General features: G+C 37.0%; 14 protein-coding genes. 12 read left to right on the plus strand and 2 right to left on the minus strand.

The window, feature by feature from the left end; genetic code table 11:
- Positions 1 to 2: 2 nt before the first annotated feature.
- Complete coding sequence (locus M0D58_RS01785; RefSeq protein WP_248393120.1) at positions 3 to 1,007, minus strand: SDR family oxidoreductase; 1,005 nt, start codon at positions 1,005 to 1,007, stop codon at positions 3 to 5.
- Between the two features lie 215 nt (positions 1,008 to 1,222).
- Between M0D58_RS01785 and egtD the strand changes: the two genes are divergently transcribed.
- From egtD to M0D58_RS01800, 3 genes are read left to right on the plus strand one after another with little or no spacing between them, the layout of a single operon-like run.
- Positions 1,223 to 2,215 carry an L-histidine N(alpha)-methyltransferase gene (gene egtD / locus M0D58_RS01790; RefSeq protein ID WP_248393121.1) on the plus strand — a complete coding sequence of 331 codons (993 nt, stop codon included), beginning with the start codon at positions 1,223 to 1,225 and terminating at the stop codon, positions 2,213 to 2,215.
- 10 nt (positions 2,216 to 2,225) lie between these two features.
- Positions 2,226 to 3,398, plus strand: a complete 1,173-nt coding sequence (gene egtB / locus M0D58_RS01795; protein ID WP_248393125.1) for an ergothioneine biosynthesis protein EgtB — start codon at positions 2,226 to 2,228, stop codon at positions 3,396 to 3,398.
- A gap of 2 nt (positions 3,399 to 3,400) precedes the next feature.
- Positions 3,401 to 3,886 carry a DUF4385 domain-containing protein gene (locus M0D58_RS01800; protein WP_248393127.1) on the plus strand — a complete coding sequence of 162 codons (486 nt, stop codon included), beginning with the start codon at positions 3,401 to 3,403 and terminating at the stop codon, positions 3,884 to 3,886.
- A 90-nt stretch (positions 3,887 to 3,976) separates the two neighbouring features.
- Here M0D58_RS01800 and mnmC2 read toward each other — a convergent pair whose 3' ends face one another.
- The gene (gene mnmC2 / locus M0D58_RS01805; RefSeq protein WP_248393128.1) at positions 3,977 to 4,651 is read right to left on the minus strand and encodes a tRNA (5-methylaminomethyl-2-thiouridine)(34)-methyltransferase MnmC2; all 675 of its coding nucleotides are present in this window, start codon (positions 4,649 to 4,651) and stop codon (positions 3,977 to 3,979) included.
- Positions 4,652 to 4,735: 84 nt separating this feature from the next.
- Between mnmC2 and M0D58_RS01810 the strand changes: the two genes are divergently transcribed.
- The 9 genes from M0D58_RS01810 to M0D58_RS01850 all read left to right on the plus strand — a co-directional run bounded on the left by M0D58_RS01810 (position 4,736) and on the right by M0D58_RS01850 (position 14,820).
- On the plus strand, positions 4,736 to 5,806 hold the full coding sequence (locus tag M0D58_RS01810) for a branched-chain amino acid aminotransferase (protein ID WP_248393130.1): 1,071 nt from the start codon (positions 4,736 to 4,738) through the stop codon (positions 5,804 to 5,806).
- A gap of 730 nt (positions 5,807 to 6,536) precedes the next feature.
- Positions 6,537 to 7,046, plus strand: coding sequence for an FKBP-type peptidyl-prolyl cis-trans isomerase (locus tag M0D58_RS01815; protein WP_248393131.1), 510 nt, complete (start codon positions 6,537 to 6,539; stop codon positions 7,044 to 7,046).
- An 81-nt stretch (positions 7,047 to 7,127) separates the two neighbouring features.
- Complete coding sequence (locus M0D58_RS01820) at positions 7,128 to 8,165, plus strand: peptidylprolyl isomerase (RefSeq protein WP_248393132.1); 1,038 nt, start codon at positions 7,128 to 7,130, stop codon at positions 8,163 to 8,165.
- A gap of 75 nt (positions 8,166 to 8,240) precedes the next feature.
- A complete protein-coding gene (locus M0D58_RS01825; protein WP_248393133.1) occupies positions 8,241 to 9,653 on the plus strand; it encodes an FG-GAP repeat domain-containing protein in 1,413 nt (470 codons plus the stop codon).
- A 180-nt stretch (positions 9,654 to 9,833) separates the two neighbouring features.
- On the plus strand, positions 9,834 to 10,409 hold the full coding sequence (locus M0D58_RS01830; protein ID WP_248393134.1) for a hypothetical protein: 576 nt from the start codon (positions 9,834 to 9,836) through the stop codon (positions 10,407 to 10,409).
- Positions 10,410 to 10,538: 129 nt separating this feature from the next.
- The gene (tcmP, locus tag M0D58_RS01835; RefSeq protein WP_248393135.1) at positions 10,539 to 11,393 is read left to right on the plus strand and encodes a three-Cys-motif partner protein TcmP; all 855 of its coding nucleotides are present in this window, start codon (positions 10,539 to 10,541) and stop codon (positions 11,391 to 11,393) included.
- A complete protein-coding gene (locus M0D58_RS01840) occupies positions 11,380 to 12,105 on the plus strand; it encodes a DUF5131 family protein (protein ID WP_248393136.1) in 726 nt (241 codons plus the stop codon). The genes tcmP and M0D58_RS01840 overlap by 14 nt, the downstream gene beginning before the upstream one ends.
- Positions 12,106 to 12,176: 71 nt before the next feature.
- On the plus strand, positions 12,177 to 13,340 hold the full coding sequence (locus tag M0D58_RS01845) for a retropepsin-like aspartic protease (protein ID WP_248393137.1): 1,164 nt from the start codon (positions 12,177 to 12,179) through the stop codon (positions 13,338 to 13,340).
- Positions 13,341 to 14,595: 1,255 nt separating this feature from the next.
- On the plus strand, positions 14,596 to 14,820 hold the full coding sequence (locus M0D58_RS01850) for a hypothetical protein (protein WP_248393147.1): 225 nt from the start codon (positions 14,596 to 14,598) through the stop codon (positions 14,818 to 14,820).
- Positions 14,821 to 14,823 lie beyond the last annotated feature (3 nt).

A 14,823-nucleotide genomic window follows, 5' to 3' on the forward strand; every position in this document is an offset into this window, starting at 1 on the left:
TGTTACGGCTGACCGCTTCCTCCTGCAGCACCGTAAATCTGGCCGGTAGAAAAACTGGCGTCATTCGCGGCAAGCTGAACAAAGATTGAAGCAAGTTCTGCCGGTTGTCCAGGTCTTCCCAAAGGGGTATCCGCCCCGAATTTCACAAGATTTTCCTGTGTCTGTCCGCCACTCACTTCAAGAGCGGTCCAAACGGGCCCCGGAGCAACACCGTTTACCCGGATTCCTTTGGGACCAAGCTGTTTGGCTAAGGATTTTACATAACTTGTTGTTGCCGCTTTCGTCTGTGCGTAATCATAGAGATTTTCAGAAGGATCATAAGCCTGAACCGAAGAAAGTCCGATAATAGAAGAACCTGGTTTCAAATGAGGCAAGGCAGCTTTTGTAATCCAGAAAGGTGCATAAATATTGGTTTTCATCGTTCTTTCAAATGCTTCAGTACTGATATCTAGGATCGATTCATGGGTTTTTTGATGCCCTGCATTGTTGACAAGGATATCAAGTCCGCCCAGCTGTTGCACAGCCTGTGCAACAAGTTTTTTACAAAAGGATTCATCCCGGATATCTCCCGGAATAGCGATCGCTTTTCTTCCTGCTTTTCTGATAAGTTCAATAACTTCTGCTGCATCAGATTCTTCTTCAGGTAAATAATTAATCGCAACATCCGCTCCTTCACGAGCATAAGCAATTGCTGCAGCCCTGCCTATTCCGGAATCTCCGCCCGTAATTAGCGCTTTTCTACCCATAAGTCTTCCTGACCCTACATAGCTTTTCTCGCCATGATCAGGGACGGGATCCATTTTGCTTGCCAATCCCGGGAAAGGCTGCGACTGGCTTTTAAAAGGGGGCCGCGGATATTTTGTTGTAGGATCTGTGAGATCAGGACCTGTAGAATTTTTTGGTTTTTGATTTTGTGATTGCGCAAACGCTCCCGGAGAAACAGCAGCAACTGCAACAGTAGCCGCAATCTTTCCAAGAGCATTTCTTCTTGTGATTGATTTTTCCATAATATCAGATTTGGTGTGGTATGGCCTTAAATGCCTTTCAATAATGTATAGCAATGAATATTCCAAGCTGCACAAACTTTTATTTTTTTAACAGAAATTGCAGGTAAGGTTTGATGTTCATCTAAAAAAGACCAAGTTTTGAATGAATATTTTATTAAATTTATATCTCAGCGGCAAGATAGTTGCTAAATTTTAATACCCAAATGACAAATTATATGAGCCTGCAATTAACCAAAGAACCCAAAAAAAGAAGTGAAAAAAATCATTCAGATCATTTTCTGAATGATGTTCTTACCGGTCTTCAAAGCAATCCTAAACATTTATCTTCAAAATATTTTTATGATAAAACAGGAGACGAGCTTTTTCAGAAGATCATGGCAATGCCGGAATATTATCTTACCCGATGTGAACTTGATATTTTTAAAAATAAAACGTCCGAACTTGCAGAAGCTATCCGATCCGATGAGCAACCTTTTGATCTGATTGAACTCGGAGCAGGAGATGCCATGAAATCGACATATCTGCTTAAATATTTAAGTGAAAAACGAGCCGATTTTACTTATATGCCGATCGATATTTCGGGTAATATTTTATCCGTACTTGAAAATAACCTTAAAGATAAACTTCCTGAAATCAATATTAAAACTCTTGAAGGAGAATATTTCCAGATGCTGAAAAAAGCAATGAAGCTTTCATCAAGAAGAAAAGTAATTTTATTTTTAGGGGGAAACATCGGGAATATGACCAGTAAGGAAGCGGAAAAATTCTGTACTTCACTACATCAGCTATTGAATAGTGAAGATATTGTTCTTATCGGTTTCGATCTTAAAAAAAATCCTTTTACCGTATTGAATGCTTACAGCGACAAGTCAGGAATTACGGCAGAATTTAATCTGAATCTTTTAACGAGAATCAACCGTGAACTGGGTGGAAATTTCGATATTGAACAATTTGAACATTATGAGTCATACGACCCGATTACAGGAGCATGCCGAAGTTTTCTGATAAGCTTAAAAAATCAGCAGGTAAAAATTGAAGAAGAAACAATTGATTTTGCTGAAAATGAAGTGATTGATATGGAAGTTTCACAGAAGTTTTCAAAATCAGACATTGAATATCTCGCTGAAAAATCGGGATTTTCAATAAGTAGGAACATCAGTGATTCAAAAGAGTGGTTTATAGACAGTATCTGGAAGGTAAACAAATAAAAACAAAAGCATGGAAATCATTACAAAGCCAAAATCTGTTTTAAAAAAGTTCATGGATGTAAGATCGCGTTCTGAAGAAATCTGTAAGCCTCTTGAAATTGAAGATTATGTGGTGCAGCCTATTGTGGATGTTAGTCCGCCAAAATGGCATTTAGGGCACACCACGTGGTTTTTCGAGACATTCATATTACTTCCGAATTTTCCTTCTTATGAAGTTTTTGATCCGCAATATAATTTTGTGTTCAACAGTTATTACGAAACCATTGGGGCAAGAGTGATCCGTACCGACCGCGGAAATTTAAGCCGCCCGTCTGTTTCAGATGTATACCGATACCGAAAATACGTTGATGAGAAAATGACCGAATTTCTCAACAGTTACCATATGAATGATGCAATTCTTCCGATTCTGGAATTAGGCCTTAATCATGAACAGCAGCATCAGGAGCTTTTAATTACCGATATTAAATATATTTTGGGGCATAATCCGCTTTTCCCGGCTTATAAAAAAGAGATTAAGGAAAACCAAAATATATCTGGTGAAAAAAGAATGCTTCATTTTTCAGAGGGAATTTATGAAATCGGATTTGATGCACCAGCATTTTGCTTTGATAATGAGATGGGAAAACATAAAGTTTATCTGAATGATTTTGCAATTTCGGATCATCTGGTTACCAATGGAGAATATCTTGAGTTCATGGAAGCGGGAGGGTATTCGGATTTTAAATACTGGCATGCGGACGGCTGGAACTGGGTAAAAGAAAACGATGCACAATCTCCTTTATACTGGCATAAGATTGACGGCAAATGGATGCATTATACTTTAAGCGGACTTCAGGAGGTAGATCCGGATGAAGAACTTTGTCATATCAACTTTTACGAAGCTTCCGCTTACGCAGCATGGAGAGGAATGCGACTTCCAACCGAGCAGGAATGGGAAGCCGCTTCATCATGTTTTTCATGGGGGAAAAGATGGGAGTGGACTAACAGCGCCTATCTTCCATATCCCGGTTTTAAAAAAGAGGCGGGAGCCGTAGGCGAGTACAATGGAAAATTTATGGTTAACCAAATGGTTTTACGCGGAGCATCTGTTGCCACTCCTCCGGGACACAGCAGACATACATACCGGAATTTTTTTCAGCCTGAGCTGAAATGGCAGTTTAGCGGAATAAGGCTTGCAAAATAAATATGAAAGACCAAAAACCATCATACTTAAATTTTGATTCCGACAAATATTTCTGGAAGCCGGATATAGATTACAGGAAACATCCTGAAAAATATAAAGTGGGAAAAGGGGAGCAGGGTGTATTGATCTGTGAACCTTATAAATCTGAAATTGGAAAATACTGGCGGTTTAAAAATGTGGATATCGCGGAAGAAAGTTCGGTGAAAATTTTTGAGCTGTTCAAAGAATATCTTGCTAATGATGATTTTGTAGGAGCCGATATGGCCCGGAAATATCTTCAAATGGGATTTACCCGGGCAAGACGGTATTTCAACTATAAAAGCGGAAAAAAATATGATTCGCAAAATGATCATAAACCTTTACAGCGCGGAACAGGAGATCCCGAAAAAGAAAAATCAGCAGCTATTTTTTTCAGCAAATGGAAAGAAGCTGAAGCAGATGAACAGTACGCACAAATGAAAAAAGACTGGAAAAAGAATTTTGGATAACAAATAGTAAAAATGTAACAATGTAACAATTTATCAGTGTACCAGTTTAGCAATAATGAATTGTTACACTGATAAATTGTGACATTAAATTTATTTCTTCACCGCATTAATCATTTCCCTTTTCCCCGGAGGTCCCTGTTTTTTTTCCACTATAAAATCAAGTTCCTGAAGAATCCGTCTCACACTTCCTTTTGAAGAATAGGTTGTTAACAAACCGTTAACCGCCATTTTGTCAGAAACCATTTCAAACAAAGGTTTTTCCCAAAGATCAGGCTGTACTCTTGCGCCAAAACAGTCGTAATAAACCAGGTTTATTTTTGGTAAGTCTATGTTTTTCAGTTCAAAAAAATCACATTCTATTTTTTTTAGATGAAAACCTTTAACAATTTCAATATCTTTTTCCCACTCAGTCTGATGAATTTTATGATAAATATTTTTGAATTCCGGGTTATCAAACAGGTCAAAATATGCCAAATCGTTCATTTCAGATTCATTTATGGGATATTTTTCCAATGTAAAATAGTTGATGATATGATTTTTGTCAGTTTTTAAATATTCATTAATTGTTACCAAAACATTCAAACCTGTTCCAAAACCCAGTTCTAAAATATTAATTTCGTAATCATTTATTAAATTTAATCCATTTTTGATAAACACGTGTTCCGCTTCCTGAAGTGCCCCGTGATGAGAATGGTAGTTTTCGTTTAATTCATTGATAAACAATGTTTTACTACCGTCGTTTGTGGTCTTAATTTCTCTTTTCAAACTATTTTTTTACAAAATTACTCTAAAATTTTTATATTTAGAAAATTATGTTAAATTTGTAGAACATCATAAAAAATTTTAGAAATGATAATTCAAAAAACTGAAAACTCCCGAATTTCTACATTCGATCCAAACAATTTTTCTTTCGGTAATACTTTTATTGATCATATGATCATCTGTGAGTATGAAGACGGAAAATGGGGTGATGTAAAATTGGTTCCTTATGGTCCACTGATGTTTACGCCTGCGATGATGGGGGTAAACTACGGACAAGCTTGTTTTGAAGGTATGAAAGCCTATAAAGACAAAGACGGACAGGTTTTCCTTTTCAGGCCCGAAAAGAATTTTGAACGTATCAATAAGTCGGCAAAACGTCTAGCGATGCCGGAAGTAACGGAAGAAATGTTCCTTGATGGATTAAAAGCTTTGGTTGATATTGACAGAGACTGGATTCCTCACGGAGAAGGAATGTCATTATATATCAGACCTTTAATTTTCGCAACAGAAGAAGCATTGAAAGCAAGAGTATCGAATAAATATATGTTTGCTATCGTTGCAACACCGGCAAAAAGCTACTATACAGCTCCGGTTTCCGTAAAAATTTCAGACCACTATTCAAGAGCGGCCAGCGGAGGAGTAGGTTCTGCAAAAGCAGCAGGAAACTATGCTGCATCTTTCTATCCTACACAACTTGCCATTGAAGAAGGGTATGAGCAGATTATCTGGACAGATGATGCTACTCACGAATACTTCGAGGAAAGCGGAACGATGAATGTTTTTGTAAGAATTAACGATACAATCTATACACCACCGACTTCAGAGAAAATTCTGGACGGAGTTACCAGAGACAGTTTTATTCAGTTGGCTAAAAAGAGAGGTATTGAAGTGAAAATTGAGCCTATTAAAGTAAAAGACGTTATTGAAGCTCAGAAAAACGGAACCCTGAAAGAAGTATGGGGCGTAGGAACAGCTGTAGTAACAACAGTTTTCGAAGCGTTAGGATATCAGGGAGAAAAGCTTGAATTGCCAAAATTATCCAGTGAAGAGAGTTATGCGGAATTGCTTAAAAATGATTTGGTAAGCCTGCAGAATAACCTCTCGGAAGATCCTTTCGGATGGAGAGTGCAGGTAGACCATGTTTTAGAAACCGTTTAATTTTTTTAAACTCTAAATAAATAAAGCCGGGATTTTCCCGGCTTTATTGCTTTTACTATGTTTGTTATTTGTTTTTCATGAGGTTGTTTATGCCAAAACCTTTAGGTGGAAGTAGTTCAAGCATCTTAATATAACTTGTTATAAATACTTTGCCTGCTTAGATCCTTACACAATGACAATTGGAGTGTAAAAGCATTAAGAATAAGTTTTAATTTACAATCAATGTATACATGTTTTCAAGTTTGTCATGCTGAAAGCATCTCAACATGATTTTATAAAACCTTTACTTGGTTTAGATCCTTACAAATTGAAATTAATTTTAAACGAGTCATAATGAACGTGAAAATTCCCCTCCCTTGGAGGGTGTCAAAATTCCTGAGAATTTGACGGGGTGATTTAGGAGAGTGAATAATAATGAATACTGAATTTCACTTCTTGAGTCAATGGTTAATTTTTAAAATTCACGATTAATCATTCACCTTCCACCTTTCCTAGCCACGATTACAGCAATTGTCTGAGCTCATTTTTCAGTTTTTGGGCGCGGCCGCCGCGCCCAAAAACTGAAAAATAGCGAGTGCGGAAAGCGTGAAAAAGCTCCTGAAAAAATCAAACGGCACATGTATTAATAAGAAACGTCAAAAATTCTTACTCTTCATATTTGTGAAATATTCAAACTTTACTTTACAAGTTTTGTTAATCATTTCCGAAATGTGTATTTTCGCAAAAGTTTATGAAAAAAATACTCTTCATATCGATTCTCGGCTTATTCAGCTGCAGCAAGAATACGCAGACGCATCCACCCGTGGGAGGTGTGCTCAGCAAAAATGATCTTGATGTATCCAAACAAAGGATGAAAAACCTTAACAGCCAGGAAAGATATCACATCCAGGAATGGATCAGCGGCCAGCCGGTAAAATATTATCCTACCCAGCTGAATTACTGGGTAAATGTTCAGGGGTTTGATCAAAGACAGAGAAGGCAGGATGATACTTTCATTTCGTATTCGTACGATCTTTATGATTTCGACCAGACAAAGATCTATGACCAGCCGGTGCAGAGAAGAGATGCCAGATTCGGACACTTTGATGAGCTGAAAGCGGTAGAAGATGCTTTGCGTTTTATCCATGATGGGGAAGAAGTTACGCTTTTGGTTCCTTCGGCGCTTGCCTACGGTACATACGGAGATGAGAAGAAGATCGATAATGATATCCCTTTAATCATAAAATTAAAAGCATTATAATCAATGAAATTGTTTAACAAGAATATAATTCTGGCAGCGGCAAGCATTTCGCTCATGAGTTGTACACCAATTTATAAAAAAATGAACGTAGACAAAGAAACTTACGAAGGTCTTAATGACGGACTGTATGCAAATCTTCAGACAACGAAAGGAAATATGATCGTGAAGTTTGAAGACAAGAAAGCACCTGTAACTGTAGCCAATTTTATTGGTCTTGCAGAAGGGAAAATCGACAACAAGGCAAAAGCCAAAGGAGTTCCTTACTATGACGGAACTATTTTCCACAGAGTGATCAAAGATTTCATGATCCAGGGAGGAGACCCTCAGGGAACGGGAATGGGAGATCCCGGGTATAAATTCGAGGACGAAAGAAATGATCTTAAACATACCGGAAAAGGAATTCTTTCCATGGCCAACTCAGGACCGAATACCAACGGTTCTCAGTTTTTCATCACAGAAGTGGCTACACCATGGTTAGACGGAAGACACACCATCTTCGGAAAAGTAGTAAAAGGAGAAGATGTGATAGACGCGATTGCCAATGTAGAGAAAGGGCCTCAGGATAAGCCTAAAACAGATATCGTATTGGAAAAAGTGTCTGTCTTCAGCAAAGGAGACGAGTATAAAAACTACGACGCTGCAAAAACTTTCACGGAAGGAAAAGCAAAAATCGCAGAAAGCAACAAAGCGTTTTTAGCAAAAGAAGAAGCCGATAAGAAGAAAAAAGAAGAAGAATTCAAAGCTAATCAGGAAAAAATGGTGGAAGATATGAAAGCCGGAATGCAGAAAACCGAATCCGGGCTGTATTATAAAATCACCAAAACTACCGATGGAAAAGCTCCGAAAGCAGGTGATAATGTTTCCGTACATTATGCCGGAAAATTGGTTGACGGTTCCGAATTCGATTCTTCATTCAAAAGAAACGAGCCGATTGAAATTCCGATCGGGATGGGAAGAGTAATTAAAGGATGGGACGAAGGTATCCTTTTATTAAAAGAAGGTGAAACCGCTACCTTATTGATTCCGCCGGCAATGGGCTACGGAGAAAGAGGGGCAGGAGGTGTAATCCCGCCAAATGCATGGCTGATCTTCGATGTTGAGCTGGTAAAAGTAAAATAATCAAACTTACTATATAATTGAAAAGCCGTCCGTAAGGATGGCTTTTTAACGATTTAACCCAAGATTAAAATAACCATGAATAAAAAATACTATTTAATCATCCTTTTATTGTTTTTTAATAATGCTTTTTCACAAATCAGCTTTTTGCCCTATGAAAACAAATGGACAGAATCCTGGCCGGAAGTTGTGAAAATAGGAGATGTAAATAATGACGGACTTAATGATGTAGTTTTAGGGTTGCAGAATTACGGTTCAAGTATAAATAATCATTCGATTTTGGTATATCTGCAAAATGTAAACGGAACACTGGATGCACCGGTCAGATATCCTTACGCAAGTGATTTTAAAAACATAGGTTCTATTGACATCGGGGATCTTAATCAGGACGGGAAAAACGATATCATTGTCGGAATCAAATCGCCATCCTCTTTTTACGGGATTTTTTACCAGAATGCATCCGGAACGTTAGATCCTATTATTACCTTTCCCATGTCCGAAACCAATGAAAGAGTAAGAATTGCGGATATGAACCGGGATGGCAGAAATGATATTGTTCTTTCCAACTGGCAGAATATTCAGGTGTTATATCAGCAGAATACACCCGGAACTTTTCAGACTTTTACAATTCCTAAGCCTGCAAATGCTTATTTTCATCCGGCGCCGATGGTAGAAATTGCTGACATGAATAATGACGCCAGCAATGACCTGGTAATCCATATCCCGAATCTGCATGCAGTGTATACCTATTTTTCTGTAGGAAATACATTGAATCCCAATCCCGTAGTATTTGATACAGGCCAGACGTACGACGGTATGACGTTAGGAGACATTAACAATGATACTAAGAAGGATCTGATTCTTTGTAAAGGATCGAATGGAAATTCTAAGATCAGGATATTACATCAGGTTTCCGGCAGTGCACTTTATGCAGACCAGGGGGAAATTCCGGCTTATGAACTTCCTGATGCCGTAAAAATTGCCGATCTCAATAATGACGGGAAGAACGAAATTATTGCCGCTCACGGGGGCTGGAGTAAAGTAACGGTGTATTCCCAAAATACATCGGGGAATTATGCCAACGGCTATCAGTCATTTCCGGTGGCTTATGCTACGAGTTATAACGAAGATGGCGTTGCGGTTGGTGATATTAATAATGACGGCAAAAAAGACATTGTAATTGCTGATTATAATGTAGGCTTGGATATTTTATATAACATAAGTGCAGTTCTGGCAAACGAAGAAGTTGAAAAAAAATATTCATTGGCGATCTATCCGAATCCTGCAACCGATTATATTAGCATAAAAGGAGTTTCAGTGTTTGACAGGTATAATATCTATGATATGTCAGGAAGAATGATCACATCCGGTAACCTGAACGGCAAAGATATTGATATTAGGAATTTATCAGCCGGAAAATACATTTTGGCTTTACATGCATCCAGGAATGCGAATGCAAAACAGGTGATGACCCCTTTTATCAAAAAATAATGTAGAAATCACTTTGTAACGATTCCACCGAATTCTGCGACCTATCAGCCAAAATCCAAGGTCACTTCGGGTAGGTTTTGAAAGTTCGTATTGGGAAGTTAATTATCTGAATAAGTTGATGCATTTCTCAGTTGTATTATGAAAAACACCGAGCTGACGTACATAAAAAGTAATAAAATTATGAAAACCAGATCACTGCTGTTTGTATTCGTCCTGATCTCCTCTTTAACATTTGCTCAGGCAAAGCAGAATTCCGACGATGCAGCCATTAAAAAAAGCCTTTCCTATTTCATGAATTCGGTGATGACTAAAAAGATCGACCAGGCTGTCGGCTATATTTACCCGAAATTCTTTACCGTTGTTCCGAAGGAACAGATGACCCAGATCCTGAACATGACGTACAACAATCCCTTCATGAAGATTGAAGTCAGTAACCTGAAATTCGGGAATATTGAAAAGGCAGAACTCATCAACGGGGAATATTTCTCCATTGCCCATTATTATTTTACCATGAAATGCAATATGTCTTCCCTGAATGACGATATGAAAAAGCAGGTCAACACCATGCTGGAAAAGAGATACGGAAAAAACAACGTGAAATATCTGTCAAAAGAAGGCATCTACACCATCAATACGAATATGAAAGCCTGTGCCGTTTCCAAAGACCGCAAAAACTGGAAGTTTGTTATTGTCGAAAAGGAATACAAACCGCAATTGGTAAAAGTGCTTCCGAAGAAAGTATTAGATAAAATTTAGAATTTTAAATGTTTAATTGAAAGCTGTCCGTTGGGATGGCTTTTTTTTGTTGAAAAAATTCAGGGAAAATACGGAAAGCCGTAATTTTTCTTAAAAGTATCTTTATATTTTAGATGTAAAATTATAACTATGAATAAGTTTGGAGGAAACTGGACAGAAAATAAAATAGAAATTTTAATTGAATATGCAAAAGCATATTTGACAATAATGAAAAAATATGCTGAACAGTATAACTGGCAATTATTATATTTCGATGGATTTGCGGGTTCGGGAGAAATCATTGGGGAAGATGAAAATTCTATAGTAGGCGCTGCGAAAAGGATTTTAGAAATTGATCAACCTAGAGCCTTCGATCTTTATTATTTTGTAGAAAAAGAAAAAGATTTTGCTGAAAGCTTAAAGAAAACTTTACATCAAACTTTTTCAACCAAAAAGAATTTGATACATGTAGCAAATAATGATTGTAATGAAAAGATTAAATCAATGAGCAGATTTCTTTCAGGGAATGGAAAAAAATATAAGTCTTTAGCATATATAGATCCATATGGTATGCAAGTCAATTGGGAATCTTTACAAACACTAAAAGAACATTCAGTTGATGTTTGGATTTTGGTACCAACTGGTATAGGTTTAAATAGATTATTAAAAAATGATGGAGAGATTTCAGAGGCTTGGATGACTAAATTGGAAATGTTTTTAGGTATGACTAGAGAAGAGATATTGCCGTACTTTTATCAAGAATCTACTATTTACACATTGTTTGGCGAAGTAAAACAAATAAAAAAAGAAAACAATGCAATTGAGAAAGCTGCAAAATTATATGAAGAAAGATTGAATAAACTTTTTAAATTCGTGTCAAAACCTTATGTTTTAAAAAATAAAAATAATTCTATAATGTTTCATTTTTTCATGGCTTCAGATACGAGAGTCGCAGTTAATATTGCAAACAGTATAATAAAAAAATTCAATAATGGCACAATCTAATATAGAATGGACTGAAATGACTTGGAATCCTACAACTGGATGCGACAAGATTTCAGCTGGATGTAAATTCTGCTATGCAGAAATAATGTCTAAAAGATTACAGGCAATGGGACTAGAAAAGTATAAGGATAATTTTGAAGTGAGAATTCATGAAGAGGCATTAGATACTCCTTATACTTGGAAGACTTCTAAAGTAGTATTTGTTAACTCAATGAGTGATTTGTTTCATAAAGATATTCCTTTAGAGTTTATAAAGAAAGTTTTTAAAGTAATGAATAATAATCCGCAACATGTTTTCCAAGTTTTAACTAAACGTTCGGAAAGACTTTTAGAATTGCATACAGAACTAAAATGGACACATAATATTTGGATGGGCGTTTCTGTTGAAAATAATACTGTTACGAATAGAATTGATTCTCTTAGAAATACAAATGCGAGAGTAAAATTTCTATCTCTTGAACCGTTACTTGGTCCTTTACCGGACTTAAATTTAGAAAATATTGATTGGGTTATAGTTGGTGGAGAAAGTGGGCATAAGCCAAGACCAATGGATGCAGATTGGGTTATTGATATACAGGAGCAATGTAAAAAAAATGATGTTGCATTTTTCTTTAAACAATGGGGTGGTAAAAATAAAAAAGCAGCAGGTAGATTATTAAACGGACGAACTTATGATGAGATGCCTGAAATAGAATTGCAAAGAAGCGTATAATTATATTTCATTAATGAAACCCCATTTCCCCATCCCCACAAAAAACCTTATTTTAGCCATAAAATAAGCCCATGATAAAAATCCTTTACACCTTATTTCTATTCTCAGCAGTTACGGTTTTCGGGCAGGGGAAAAACTTTTTTGAAAAAGGGGAGGTGCAGCTGCAGCAGCCTGTTGAAAAAGTCGGCCTGAGATATGAAAACAACCTGCCGTTTGTAAAGGTGAACATCAGCGGGAAAACCTACAATTTTATTTTCGATTCCGGGGCGCCGACGGTTATTTCCCAGGCGATTTACAAAGAACTCAACCTCAGGAAAAAATACAAAAGATCCATTAAAGATTCTGATGAAAAGGTGCAGCAGCAGATCTTCACCGAACTTCCGGAAATGAAAGTGGACAACCTTGTTTTCAAAAACGTAGGCGCTATTGTTCTTGATCTAAACTCAGCGGAACTGGGATGCCTGAAAGTGGATGGCATTATCGGAGCCAATCAGATGGCAAAACTCTTCTGGAAAGTCAACTATTCCGAAAACATCCTGGAAGCTTCAGCAGATCTTTCCAATTTTAACGTCCAGGATTATGACATTGTGATTCCTTTTGACAGTCAGCCGCAAAAGACGCCTGTCATTACCGCATCGCTTCTCCATAAAGATATAAAACTGACTTTCGATACCGGATTTACAGGCAGGCTGGAAATTTCCGGCGATGGCATCGATCCCAAAACCTTTCAGCATGTGATCAAAACTTTCGGGACACGTACTACCGGCGCTTTCGGGACCGCCACTCCGGCAGCTGGATATATTTTCCGTGCCGATTCCCTGAAAATGGGAAATACAGTGTTTCAGGATGAAAAGATAGGCTCAGGAAAAACGGATCTTATCGGGAATGAATTCTTTAAAGATTTCACCTTCATCCTCGACTGGAAAAACAACAAAATCTACATGAAAAGAATCGCCAAAAGTCCTTCAACTCTTGAGTCGTTCGGTTTCAGTTATAGGTTTGTCAATGGCAATGCAATGGTAACTTTTGTTTTCGAAGAAGACAATTTTCCACTGAAAATCGGGGACGCTATTCTCAGCATGAACGGAATTTCTTTCCAGAATCTTGATAAAGAAAAGTCGTGTTATTATTTCATTAACCGCGTGGAAAAAGATCTGGATCGCCTGAAATTACAGATAAAACGAGGCGGTAAGATCATTGATATACAAATGAATAAAAAGGTGTATCTGAAGTAGTTTCCTTTCTAAAGATGCTTACAATAATAGGAACAGTTTTTATCCTACCATAAATCTGCTAGATCAGCAAAATCAGCGGGAGAAACAAATTAATCTTTTTTAATTTTCAGTACAAAGAACGCTTGGTTATTTAATTAAATATTGCGCTTATCCCCGTTCGCAAAGGAGTTCCACTCAGCAAATGAAAGATGTATTTTAAAGATTAACAATTTTGAATTCAGCATTGCTGTCACTTGCTGAACAGAGTGCCCTTGCGAGCGTAAATTAACAAACAATAAAATATTGCCTTGCGGACGTATCGTTAATGTATATAATATCAATCATTTTTTAATTAGTCCCTCAGATCCCACAGATTCCACAGATAATCCAAATTCAATCAAGAGCTTCATCAAATCAACTTGTTGATTACTCTTTGTTCCTTAAATAATACGGTTATTTATCATCATCTTTGCGATTGAATTCATACATAATAACATTGCATTGCGATCATAATATTAAAAATAAGAAAACTTTATTTTATCGCAAAGAACGCTTGGTTATTAATTAATATCTTGCGTCTATTTCCGTTCGCAAAGGCGTTCTACTCAGCAAATGAAAGATGTATTTAAAGATTAACAATTTTGAATTCAGCATTGTTATCACTTGCTGAACAGAGTGCCCTTGCGAGCGTAAATTAACAAACAATAAAATATTGCCTTGCGGACGTAGCGTTAATGTATATAATATCAATCATTTTTTAATTAGTCCCGCAGATCATACAAATAATCCAGATTAAATCATGAGCTTTCAAATCAACTTGTTGATTACTCTTTGCTCCTTAAATAATACGGTTATTTATCATCATCTTTGCGATTGAAAATCCATACACAATAAACATTGCTTCACGATCATAGTATTAAAAATAAGAAAAGACCTTATTTTTTATCGCAAAGAACGCTTGGTTATTAATTAATATCTTGCGTCTATTTCCGTTCGCAAAGGCGTTCCACTCAGCAAATGATAAATGTGTTTTTAAAGATTAATAATTTTGAATTCAACATTGCTGTCACTTGCTGAACAGAGTGCCCTTGCGCTCGATAATACACACACAATAAAACATTTCCTTGCGAACGTAGCGTTAAATGTAAATAATAGTAATCAGTTTTTTAATTCTCCCGCAGATCACACAGATTACACAGATTAGATCGTGCGCTTCATCAAATCAACTCAAAAACATTAATACAATATTTCATTGTTTAATAATATATTGTTGTTTATGGGAAGTAAAAGCAAATTGTGCCGGAAAGTTTGCTGCAGGGGTGCGACAGCCATTCCCGGTTACCGGAAAGCTTCCTGCAGGGTGCGGCAGCCTTTCGGGTGTTCCCGAAAGTTCACTGCAGGGTGCAGCAGCCTTTCGGGAACACCCGAAAGTTCATTACTAGGGTGCGACAGGTTTTCGGGAAAGTATGCTAAGAAATCATCTCAAAAAAACCGCTCTTAAAAA

This window comes from Chryseobacterium nepalense (genome assembly GCF_023195755.1).
Taxonomy (GTDB): domain Bacteria; phylum Bacteroidota; class Bacteroidia; order Flavobacteriales; family Weeksellaceae; genus Chryseobacterium; species Chryseobacterium nepalense.

Bases quoted from the DNA above. Each gene is read 5' to 3' on its own strand.
- M0D58_RS01785 (WP_248393120.1), bottom strand. From the start codon at position 1,007: ATGGAAAAATCAATCACAAGAAGAAATGCTCTTGGAAAGATTGCGGCT.
- M0D58_RS01815 (WP_248393131.1), top strand. From the start codon at position 6,537: ATGAAAAAAATACTCTTCATATCGATTCTCGGCTTATTCAGCTGCAGC.
- M0D58_RS01850 (WP_248393147.1), top strand. From the start codon at position 14,596: ATGGGAAGTAAAAGCAAATTGTGCCGGAAAGTTTGCTGCAGGGGTGCG.
- egtB (WP_248393125.1), top strand. From the start codon at position 2,226: ATGGAAATCATTACAAAGCCAAAATCTGTTTTAAAAAAGTTCATGGAT.
- tcmP (WP_248393135.1), top strand. From the start codon at position 10,539: ATGAATAAGTTTGGAGGAAACTGGACAGAAAATAAAATAGAAATTTTA.
- egtD (WP_248393121.1), top strand. From the start codon at position 1,223: ATGAGCCTGCAATTAACCAAAGAACCCAAAAAAAGAAGTGAAAAAAAT.
- M0D58_RS01845 (WP_248393137.1), top strand. From the start codon at position 12,177: ATGATAAAAATCCTTTACACCTTATTTCTATTCTCAGCAGTTACGGTT.
- M0D58_RS01840 (WP_248393136.1), top strand. From the start codon at position 11,380: ATGGCACAATCTAATATAGAATGGACTGAAATGACTTGGAATCCTACA.
- M0D58_RS01825 (WP_248393133.1), top strand. From the start codon at position 8,241: ATGAATAAAAAATACTATTTAATCATCCTTTTATTGTTTTTTAATAAT.
- M0D58_RS01810 (WP_248393130.1), top strand. From the start codon at position 4,736: ATGATAATTCAAAAAACTGAAAACTCCCGAATTTCTACATTCGATCCA.
- M0D58_RS01830 (WP_248393134.1), top strand. From the start codon at position 9,834: ATGAAAACCAGATCACTGCTGTTTGTATTCGTCCTGATCTCCTCTTTA.
- M0D58_RS01820 (WP_248393132.1), top strand. From the start codon at position 7,128: ATGAACGTAGACAAAGAAACTTACGAAGGTCTTAATGACGGACTGTAT.
- M0D58_RS01800 (WP_248393127.1), top strand. From the start codon at position 3,401: ATGAAAGACCAAAAACCATCATACTTAAATTTTGATTCCGACAAATAT.